This window comes from Lepagella muris (assembly GCF_004793975.1).
In the GTDB taxonomy this organism is placed as follows: Bacteria; Bacteroidota; Bacteroidia; order Bacteroidales; family Muribaculaceae; genus Lepagella; species Lepagella muris.
On sequence record NZ_SRYB01000012.1, the window covers coordinates 109,717 to 119,923 of the forward strand.

The window sequence follows — 10,207 nt, forward strand, 5'->3', positions numbered from 1 at the left end:
CCGGCATGGTAGCCAAGACAGAGGATATTGCAAACTGACACGATAATAAGCATAACATAACAAATATATAAAACAGAAAATGGCATTGAATATTGATATAGAGAAGAAAGACCCGCAGGGACTTGAGAGAATGACCGCAGATGAGAAACCCTTCTCAAAGAAAAATTACTACATGATGGGGGGATGTCTTGCGTTGATAGTGCTCGGCTTCATCCTCATGAGCGGGGGCGGTAGCACGGTGGAGAATGGCTTTAACCCCGAGATCTTCAGCACGCGCCGCATCGTCGTGGGTCCGGCACTCTCGTTCCTCGGCTTCCTGCTCATGGCATTCGCGATAGTCTACACTCCTAAAAAAAATAAATAAACAGACATTATGGAATGGCTTGATGCCCTTATATTGGGTATAGTACAGGGACTGGCGGAATATCTTCCGATCAGTTCCAGCGGACACCTTGAGATATTCCGCGAAATTCTGGGAATAGATCTCCCGTCAGACAAAGTGCTTCAATTCGACCTTATCCTGCATGCTGCGACAGTATGCTCCACTATAGTGGTGCTTTGGCCGATGTTCAGGAAGCTGTGTGTAAGTTTCTTCACGTTCAAGCGAGATGCGGATTTCTACTACGTCTGCAAGATACTCCTCTCCTGCATACCGGTGGCGATCGTAGGACTCTGCTTCAAGGATTATGTTGAGGGATTCTTCGGGAGTGGTCTTACCGTGGTGGGTATCTGCCTTCTGGTCACGGCTTGTCTTCTCTCCTTCGCGCATTTCACCGGAGTCAGGGAGATTTCCAAATACGGTGCCTCCAAAGGTCGCGACATAGGCTGGCTCGATGCGTTCATCATCGGATGTTCGCAGGCGGTTGCGGTGCTTCCCGGACTTAGCCGAAGCGGCACCACGATAGCCACAGGCATTATCCTCGGCGACAAACGAGATAAGGTGGCATCATTCTCATTCCTGATGGTCATCATCCCGATACTCGGCGAGGCACTTCTTGACATTAAGGATATCATAGGCGATCCGGCAGCACAGGGTGAAAACTCGGTCGGAGCCCTCTCGCTCATCATCGGCTTTGTGGCTTCATTCGTGGTGGGATGCTGCGCCTGCAAATGGATGCTTGAGCTTGTGAAGAAGGGTAAGCTGGTGTGGTTTGCCGTATATTGCGTTATAATGGGCATCATCTGTCTCCTCTGGCAGTGATCATAGCCTCCCCTGAGAGAAGAAATGCGGTGAAAGCCGCCGTAGAGAATGGATTTCATAAAGAGAGAATGGATTTCATAACAGGAGAAATAATAGGAATCGACAAACCTTTGGGTTGGACCTCCTTCGATGCTGTGAAGCGTGTGAGGGGAGCGATCCAGAGGCGTTTGCATCTGAAGAAGTTTAAGGTGGGACATGCGGGCACGCTCGACCCGCTTGCCACCGGAGTGCTGATCGTATGCACGGGGCGTGCCACGAAGCGCATCGACGAGCTTCAGAACGGCGACAAGGAATACGTCGCCACCATACGGTTGGGAGCCACCACACCGAGTTTCGATCTGGAGACAGAGGTGGATGCCGTCTACCCGTGGGAACATATCACCCGCGAGAGGGTGGAGGAGATCATCCCCACGTTCATAGGGAAGATCATGCAGGTGCCCCCGGTCTTTTCCGCCGTCAAGGTAGATGGCAAGCGCGCCTATAACCTCGCGCGCAAAGGGAAGGAGGTGGAACTGAAGGCAAAACCGTTGTATATAAAAGAGATGGAGCTTCTTGGCATGGATATGCCGGAAATCACGTTGCGGATCGTGTGCAGCAAGGGCACCTATATCCGCGCCCTCGCACGTGATCTCGGAGAGGCTCTTGGCAGCGGGGCACATCTGACCGGGCTGCGCCGCACCCGTGTGGGGAATGTGAGGGTGGAGGATTGTTTGACCATCGCCGACGCGATAGAGACAATCGGCACCACACCGCTGACCTATCCCGAAGAGTGGAAAAAAGAGGATATTATTAACCGACAAACAGTGGAATTAGGCGAAGAGCAAGAGAATGCCTGATCGCTAACTTAATGTAAATATGAAATTATCGCAGTTTAAATTCAAACTTCCTGAAAATCTGATAGCCCAATATCCGTCGGAAAACCGCGATGAATGCCGTCTGATGGTAGTGGACTCCCGCACGGGAGAGATCTCTCATCATATTTTCAAGGATATTCTCAATTATTTTGATGACGGCGACGTCATGATCTTCAACGACACCAAGGTGTTTCCGGCACGTCTCTATGGCAACAAGGAGAAGACCGGAGCACGTATAGAGGTGTTTCTTCTGCGTGAGCTGAATGTTGAGAACAAGTTCTGGGACGTGCTTGTGGAGCCTGCGAGGAAGATCCGCATAGGCAACAAGCTTTATTTCGGCGACGATGATTCGATGGTGGCTGAGGTGATCGACAACACCACCTCTCGCGGCCGCACGTTGCGCTTCCTTTATGATGGCCCGCACGATGAGTTCAAGCAGGCACTCTACAATCTTGGGGAGACACCGCTCCCGGAATATATCACCCGTAAGGTGGAGGATTGGGATGCCGACCGCTATCAATGTATCTTCGCCAAGAATGAGGGTGCGGTCATGGCTCCGGCAGCCGGTCTGCATTTCAGCCGTGAGCTTCTGAAGCGTCTTGAGATAAAGGGTGTGGAGCGCGGATTCCTCACTCTGCACAGCGGTCGCGGCAATTTCAAGGATATCGACGTTGAGGATCTTACGAAGCATCGTATGGACTCGGAGGAGATGTTTGTCAACGAGGAACTTGTGGAGATGGTTAATGCGGCGAAAGACCGCAACGCCAATATCTGTGCCGTCGGCACCTCGGTGTTGCGTGCCGTGGCAAGTGCTGTCTGCATGAACGGTCATCTGATGACCTACGAGGGCTGGACCAACAAGTTTATCTTCCCCCCCTACGATTTCACGGTCTGCAACTCACTCGTGTCGAATTTCCACATGCCTTTGAGCACTATGCTGATGATGGTGTCGGCATTCGGAGGCTTCGATCTCGTGATGAAGGCCTACGACATAGCAGTGAAGGAGAAATATCATTTCGGAGCCTACGGCGACGCGATGCTGATTCTCCGCTGATGCCGCTCATCCTGCAAGAAGACAGAATCTACGGCGGTCCGGGCAATATTGTCCGGACCGTCTTTATTATATCCGGATGTGATTCCGGATATGAGTGATGTGAGCGATTTTTGCTAACTTTGCATCATAAACTTGAATAAGCAGATGAAGCAGATATATATTTCCTTGATTGCGTTGATCGTACTCACGTTTTTTCCCGGCTGTACACCTCCGGAGGTAAAGGATCGTCTTGCCGTCGCCGATGCCGTCATGCAGGCGAGTCCCGACTCGGCATTGTCGATATTGCAGGAGATTGATGCCGGCAGATTGAGAGAGGATTGTGACAAGGCTCTCTATGGACTCCTCTATACGCAGGCACTTGAAAAGAACTACATGAATCCGGATAATGATTCACTGATTTCAAAGTCGCTTGATTATTACCGGCTGAGGGATGACGTGGAGCGTCTGGTGAAGGCATACTATTATCATGGTGCGGTGAAGTTTAATTCCGGCAATTACTCGATGTCGGTCATATCGTTTATGAAGGCGATGGAGCTGGCGGAGGAGTCGGGAGATTATTTCTGGGCAGGGATGTCAGCTCGTGGGGTGTCGGATGTATATACGGAGACATTCTATTCAAAGGAGGAGGTTGCCTACGCGGAGAAGGAATATGAATACTTCAGGAAATCCGGCGTGCAGCCATATCTGAATTTCTCATTGCTTGACCTTGAACGGGCATACCATAATTCCGGCAACTATCAACGTGCCTGCGAGATAGTGGATTCTGTTGCCGACATTGCGCTTGCCGCAAGGGATTCAATTCTCTATAAGAATAGTCAGAAATCGGCTGCCACCGCCTATTTCGGCAGTGATAAGCCACAACAGGCATTGAAGCATTACCGGATATTATGTGAAAATGGCTGGAGTGATTATAGGGATTCCGCATTTATGGTGGTTGCATATTCTCAGATAGGGAATGTTGGTATGGCAAGAGAAATGCTTAATCAGCTTTCGTGTGTTGACAGCATAATATATTATTATGCTGCATATAATGTGTTAAAAGCAGAAGGGGAAATAGAAAAGGCATTAGATAATCTTGAAAAAGAGAAATATCTCTTAAATAGAAATTTTAGGGATAATAAGGATAATGGGTTGATTATGTCGGTGACAGATTATTACACGTTAACCAATAGTAATGCCGAGAAGGACTTGGAGCTGTCAAACCGATTATTCTATATGTCGCTTATTGTGGGTATGATGTTGGTTCTCATGATTTCGAGTGGAGCATATCTCATATATTCAAGGCAAAAGAAAAAGATAGAGGAGAAGGTATCGTTTGCAGTGCAGCTTCAGGAGATGCTTGACCAGAGGGATGGGGATAGCATAGCTAAAATTACCATTCTGAAGGATCTGATGGATTCTAAATTTACGCTTCTTGATAAGTTATGCGGCCTGATCAATGAAAGCTCGGATAATGCAAAAAGGGGATTGACGGAACGGTTATCATCGTTGATCTCGGAATTGTCAATATCCGGGGATAAGATCTCGGAGTTGGAGAAGCAGGTGGATCTTATCCATGATAATCTGATGACAGATTTTCGGAACGACTTGCCTGATTTGAAAGATGCAGACTATTGCCTGTTCCTTTTCTCGGTCCTGAACTTGTCGTCAGTTGCCATCACCCTATTGCTGAAAGAGAGTAAGGTCAACGCTATTTATGACCGCAGGCGTCGTCTTAAAGATAAACTAAAGAGGCTCGATGATGATAAGAAGGAGCGTTATCTGTCGTTCCTATAACCAAATATTTAGCTATTTGATAAAATCCATTTGGTTTTAATGGATTTGACCCTATTGAGTATCAACGTATTGCGTGTGCACCAAATTTTTAATTTTGGTGCGTTTGCAATGCACTGATACTTAGTTTGTTAAAATAGTGCGCACCAAATTATTTTACTGCTAAAAATTTGGATTTATCTCAAAATAACTATAACTTTGCTGTCAAACCAAACCTAATTATTCCCATGAATAGATTCAAATACCTGATTATTCTCACATCTCTCCTCGCTTGTTCATACAATGTATTTGCAGATTCCACTGCCAGTACATCGAATAAAAAAACTGAAATATTGCATGAACGCAATCCGGGAGATCGACCTAAAGCACCTTCGCGTATATTTATAGAATGTCGCTATGGCATCGGGCACATGGAGTTCACCATACCTGAAAATATATATGGCATGACAGTAAATATCCTTCGGGAAGAGGCATGCGAGTTCTCCTGTTATGTCACATCGGAAGAACCATACATAGATATTCCGACATTCTCCGGCGAATACACTGTTCAATGCGTAACAGATGACGGTTCTATCTTCTCCGGAATATTGCAATTTTGATAATCAATCTCAAAATCGTCTAGAGTTTTATAATTTAATTGTTTCACGATTAAAAAATTAAGATTATGCAGATCAAGCAAATTGAGGAATTGCTTCTTCAAGAAATGGAAGAGATAAAAGGCGGTGCTGTTGGAACATGCAATTGTAAGAACGGTGCCGCTCAAGGATCCACAGATGAGGGGGTTTGTAATTGTGATAGTGGAGCGGCACAGAGACCGTCAACTAATACTGATACACCGGTTACAGGACCCACATGTAATTGCAGTGGTTCAGGAGCTGCTCAGACAACATAAGTTGTTACCTCTTAAGGTACACATGCGGATTATATAGTCCTCATGTGTGCCGATTTTGAAACATTTCTGAACTAAATCATTTCGGGGGAATGATTAGATTGTCTTCAATTATATTACTTAATTCCAATATGTTCATACATCTATCTCCCAAATACGCAGTACGTAATGAGAGGAACTGTTCATACCTGATCCAGTCCACACGTGTAATTGACAGAAGCAGCCAAACATTCGACTCATTCTGCATCCTCTCGTTCATGGGTTTTATCCTGGCGCATATCGGGGATTTTGAAACAGAGGAGTCCCTGACCCGTATTTCAAGTAAACTTGGTATCTCCAGGAATGCTGTAAATAATTTCATCACACAATTGACTGAAAATCCGGAATGTAAGAACTTTATGATTGATGAAACCCATTCAGTGAACCTTCCTCCGGATCTATTGGTCAGAAGTGATCTCAAGGTGGATGTGAATGTATGGGAATCACCGGAATTTGACATTGCCTCGGATTATGTCATAAAAAGACCGGAGATGCCTCTGTCTGTAAATCTGATGGTCACCACACAATGCACGACAGACTGTGCCTATTGCTATGCCAACAGGTCATTGCTCCCACTGATGGACACAGATACAATCCTTGGTCTGATCGATGAGCTATATATAGGTGGGGTAACCAACATTACCCTGACAGGTGGGGATGTATTTGCCCGTAAGGATTGGATGATAATTCTTAAAAAGCTTAGGGAATATGGCTATTTCCCATATCTGTCGACAAAGACACCTATAGGCCGGGAGAGCATCGTCACTCTTAAGGGGTTGGGGTATGACGAGATTCAGTTCTCGTTGGATTCATGTTCTGAGGAAATATTGAAAAAAATGGTGGCTGCCCCGAACAATTATTTAGATAAAGTGAAGAATTTTCTTTTAAATGCTGAGAAATTGGAGATGAAAGTTCTCATAAGAAGTGTACTCACCCGTCATAATTCCAACATCTGTACAGTAAAGTCCCTCTATGATTTCCTTTGTGGATATGGTTCAGTCAGGGAATGGGTCCTTACCCCCGCGTTCTTTTCGCCCTACAAGCAGTCTGAATATAAGGGATTGGAGGTCTACAATACGGATTTGAAAGACATATATGACTTCATCCATCAGGAGGGCATGAAATTTTATGTCGGACTTAACAAGATAACGAAAGAGGGCTATTGCCTGAGGCGGACGGAGAGAGTGGAAGATTTTGTCATCTCCAACCAGATCTGTCTTGCCAACACCACAAGCCTGTCGATACTTGCCAACGGCAAATGCAGTGTCTGCGAGATGCTGTATGAGGATGAGGATTTTATTCTCGGAGATATTCACGTTAATTCAGTACGTGAAATATGGAACTCTCCCAAGGCAACGGACCTGTATTCCCTAAGCCGGGATACAATAAATTCAGACTCTCCTTGTTATGGATGTAAGGTGTTCACGGAATGCCGGCAAGGATACGGCAAGAGAATCTGCTATCTGGACATAAGGAAGACAGGAAAGCCATTGTCGTTCCCTGATCCGCGCTGCCCTATGGCGGAGAAGTGTGACCTGATACTGTAAGCAAAATTCAACCCGTTAATAAATAAAGTAATGCGAATTAACCATAACCTGCAGCATGCAGCGATGCTTCTCGCCGCGCTTTTCATTTCAACCGGACTTTATGCCCGCGACATTACAGTGATAATCAATCCCCCCGGCATCCCTGTCACTTCGGGAACCTGCATGCTCTACGGGGAACACAATGATTCCGTGGGGAGTGTCAGGATAAATGACAGGGGTATCCTGTCGCTGCCGGATTCCGGTTTTGCAAAGATCATGGTCGATGCCGAGAATTGTTCCCCAAGACTGATAGAGATAGGCGCACACCCATCCGACACAATCGTACTGAAACCCGCCGCACTTCTAAGTGAGGTTGTCATAACCCCCGAGAATGTCAAGGATTTTGGCGACCGCCTGTCCTACCGTATCCCGATGGCAGATATGAACCGTTATCCCAACTTCTACCAGGCATTGAACGAGATTCCCCATCTTACGGTGCTTCCATCGGGAGGTGCATTCTATGAAGGTGGCAGTGATGTGAGATTCCTGCTCAACGGGGTCGAGACCACCATGTCGGAGCTGCAGACGGTCTCAAAGGAGGATATCTCCAGGATAGAGCTTTACCGAAATCCACCGGCCCGGTTTGCCGCGCAAGGTATTGCCACGGTGGTTGACGTGCGCACAAAATCCAAGCTTCACGGAGGGAATTTCGGGATGGATGTGGACCAGGCATTCTATCCATTGAAAGGATACAACTCCGCGGCGTTCTATTACAACTACAGCCGGTCTCGGTTCTCGCTGCTCTATTCCGGAGGGAATGCCCACTATGACAAGTACAGGCAGAACGAGCGTCTGTCATACAGCCATGACGGTGTGGATTACGAGAAGGTAAAGAGAGGCCTTGATTCCAAAAGCGATGACGACAACAATAATCTGTCCCTATCCTTTCAGAACAACAGGGAGGGGAACTATCTCTATAATCTTCAGGTTGGTGCGTCGTGGAACCGGCTGAATGAGAATGTACGTCAGTCTGTCACATCAAATCTCGGTGAATATGATGCGCACAATTTCCTGAAGTCGAACTACAACAAATACAATGTCGCGAACTATTTCGAGAAGCAGCTTGGTGAAAACAAGCGGTATGGTGTGATTCTTGGGAATGTCAACTACCAGCACTTTGATACAAAGTACACCTCCTCATACCGGGAGTTTGCAAAAGACGGGAGGCCGGATGCCATGGACTCGCATTCAGAATATGACACAAACCTTGATGGTGTGTTCGGAGAGGTGCAGTATGAGTTGCCTAAAAATAAGGCCGGCTATCTGTCGGTCGCCGTGTTCGATTCCTACAAGCACAGCCGCTATGTGGACGCTGTCACCCCATTCTACAAGACCACCAACACATTGGGGATGAACGCCACATGGATCGGTAACTGGAAACAGCTGCGTTGGTATGCGGTGATGGGGGTTTCCGCATACCACATCTCCACAAGCTTGCTGGAGAAGCCATACGACATGGTTTTGCCGTCACCGCGCCTGCAGCTCACGTGGCGTCCGCGATGGGCCTTCCAACTGATAGGCGGATACTCATATACGGGCAGTGTCCCGAGCATAGCCCAGCTCAGTGAGACGGAACAGTGGCTCGACACGCGTCTCGTGTATCATGGCAATTCCCTCCTCAGTCCATACAAGGAGCATTCTCTCTACCTTCAGGGTAACTTCAACAACCGCTACGCGTATGCGTCGTTGCGTCTGGGCTATACCAACTCGCCGGATATGATATGCAGCCAATATACCGCAACCGACAGATATATGCTTGAGACAGTGGTCAACCTTGACAGGTACGAGGCACTTACAGGGCAGTTTGACATGACAATATGCCCTTTGGGCAACAACAAGCTTACATTCTGGAATCGTGTGATCCTTGCGGAGGTAAACGGAAAGAATCCCCAATACAGCTGGAAGGGACACAGGTTCCAATGGATGTCGCAGCTGGCGCTGAACCTTGACAGATGGTCATTCTCCGCTTTCTATCAGTATCCCGGGAAAATAGCCGACGGGCAGCTGATCCGTCCAAGGGCGGAATGCTGGTATGTCATGGCATATTTCCGTCCTGTGCCGGATCTGTCGGTGGGACTCAAGTGGTTCATGCCTTTCGGGAAGGGTTTCCGCGAGAGCGAGTATACCGTCAGCGATGCACCTGTCTACGCCGAGAGGGGATGTGATATCCGTGATGGCGCCAATTATGTCTCACTGCTGTTTTCATGGAATATCTCGTTCGGCAGGAACAAGAACAGGGCCCGTCCACAATTCTCCAATGGGGATAACGATTCGGGTCTTTTGCATAAATGATGGACAGGTTTCGCGTGGTCAGACAGCATGACGGCATGCAGTGTGGCGTGGCATGCATGGCGATGATATGCCGGCATTATGACAAAGGGCTTTCCATATCCTGGTTGGAAAGTCTATGTCATGCTTCCAGGGAGGGTGTGTCGTTGAAGGCCCTTCATGACCTGAGCATTGAATTGGGTATGGATTCGGTTGCCGGGAAAGTGTCTCTTGACGATTTGTATGAGGTTCCGTTGCCCTGCATCCTTCATTGGAACCAGAATCATTTTGTGGTTCTTTACAAGATAAGTGACAGGCATACCCGTTTCTGGATAGCGGATCCGGGTAAAGGGAAATACAGGTGTGATATCAAGGAAATGAAACAGCATTGGATATCCACAGAGAGTAATGGCGTTGAGAAAGGGATTGCCATGTTCCTTGAACCGAACGATAGGTTCGGCAGCATAAGGGAGGGGAAGCCGGAGCGACGTTCCTTCCGTTTCATGATGGGGTATCTGCGGCAATATAAGAGGTATTTCTTTC

At 47.5% G+C, this 10,207-nt stretch carries 9 protein-coding genes; all 9 read left to right on the forward strand.

Translation table 11 applies throughout. From position 1 onward, the window contains the following. Positions 1–79 precede the first annotated feature (79 nt). Entirely contained in the window at positions 80–364 is a 285-nt protein-coding gene (locus tag E5331_RS09920; protein ID WP_338033517.1) for a DUF3098 domain-containing protein, read from the forward strand. Positions 365–373: 9 nt separating this feature from the next. Further along, positions 374–1,201 carry an undecaprenyl-diphosphate phosphatase gene (locus tag E5331_RS09925; RefSeq protein WP_123484301.1) on the forward strand — a complete coding sequence of 276 codons (828 nt, stop codon included), beginning with the start codon at positions 374–376 and terminating at the stop codon, positions 1,199–1,201. A gap of 68 nt (positions 1,202–1,269) precedes the next feature. Then, on the forward strand, positions 1,270–2,037 hold the full coding sequence (truB, locus tag E5331_RS09930; protein ID WP_123484348.1) for a tRNA pseudouridine(55) synthase TruB: 768 nt from the start codon (positions 1,270–1,272) through the stop codon (positions 2,035–2,037). Between the two features lie 19 nt (positions 2,038–2,056). Continuing rightward, entirely contained in the window at positions 2,057–3,109 is a 1,053-nt protein-coding gene (gene queA / locus E5331_RS09935; RefSeq protein ID WP_123484300.1) for a tRNA preQ1(34) S-adenosylmethionine ribosyltransferase-isomerase QueA, read from the forward strand. Positions 3,110–3,253: 144 nt separating this feature from the next. After that, positions 3,254–4,885, forward strand: coding sequence for a hypothetical protein (locus E5331_RS09940; protein ID WP_123484299.1), 1,632 nt, complete (start codon positions 3,254–3,256; stop codon positions 4,883–4,885). Positions 4,886–5,109: 224 nt separating this feature from the next. After that, a complete protein-coding gene (locus E5331_RS09945; protein WP_123484298.1) occupies positions 5,110–5,481 on the forward strand; it encodes a hypothetical protein in 372 nt (123 codons plus the stop codon). Positions 5,482–5,902: 421 nt separating this feature from the next. Further along, complete coding sequence (locus E5331_RS09950) at positions 5,903–7,357, forward strand: radical SAM/SPASM domain-containing protein (RefSeq protein WP_168355199.1); 1,455 nt, start codon at positions 5,903–5,905, stop codon at positions 7,355–7,357. 30 nt (positions 7,358–7,387) lie between these two features. Then, the gene (locus E5331_RS09955; protein WP_135985983.1) at positions 7,388–9,688 is read left to right on the forward strand and encodes a TonB-dependent receptor; all 2,301 of its coding nucleotides are present in this window, start codon (positions 7,388–7,390) and stop codon (positions 9,686–9,688) included. Continuing rightward, on the forward strand, positions 9,685–10,207 hold a 523-nt coding region (locus tag E5331_RS09960), incomplete at its 3' end, for a cysteine peptidase family C39 domain-containing protein (RefSeq protein WP_275441157.1). The genes E5331_RS09955 and E5331_RS09960, both read left to right, overlap by 4 nt.

What these genes read in the sequence shown, in the direction of transcription:
- E5331_RS09920 (WP_338033517.1), top strand. Translation starts at nt 80, where the DNA reads ATGGCATTGAATATTGATATAGAGAAGAAAGACCCGCAGGGACTTGAG.
- E5331_RS09925 (WP_123484301.1), top strand. Translation starts at nt 374, where the DNA reads ATGGAATGGCTTGATGCCCTTATATTGGGTATAGTACAGGGACTGGCG.
- truB (WP_123484348.1), top strand. Translation starts at nt 1,270, where the DNA reads ATGGATTTCATAACAGGAGAAATAATAGGAATCGACAAACCTTTGGGT.
- queA (WP_123484300.1), top strand. Translation starts at nt 2,057, where the DNA reads ATGAAATTATCGCAGTTTAAATTCAAACTTCCTGAAAATCTGATAGCC.
- E5331_RS09940 (WP_123484299.1), top strand. Translation starts at nt 3,254, where the DNA reads ATGAAGCAGATATATATTTCCTTGATTGCGTTGATCGTACTCACGTTT.
- E5331_RS09945 (WP_123484298.1), top strand. Translation starts at nt 5,110, where the DNA reads ATGAATAGATTCAAATACCTGATTATTCTCACATCTCTCCTCGCTTGT.
- E5331_RS09950 (WP_168355199.1), top strand. Translation starts at nt 5,903, where the DNA reads ATGTTCATACATCTATCTCCCAAATACGCAGTACGTAATGAGAGGAAC.
- E5331_RS09955 (WP_135985983.1), top strand. Translation starts at nt 7,388, where the DNA reads ATGCGAATTAACCATAACCTGCAGCATGCAGCGATGCTTCTCGCCGCG.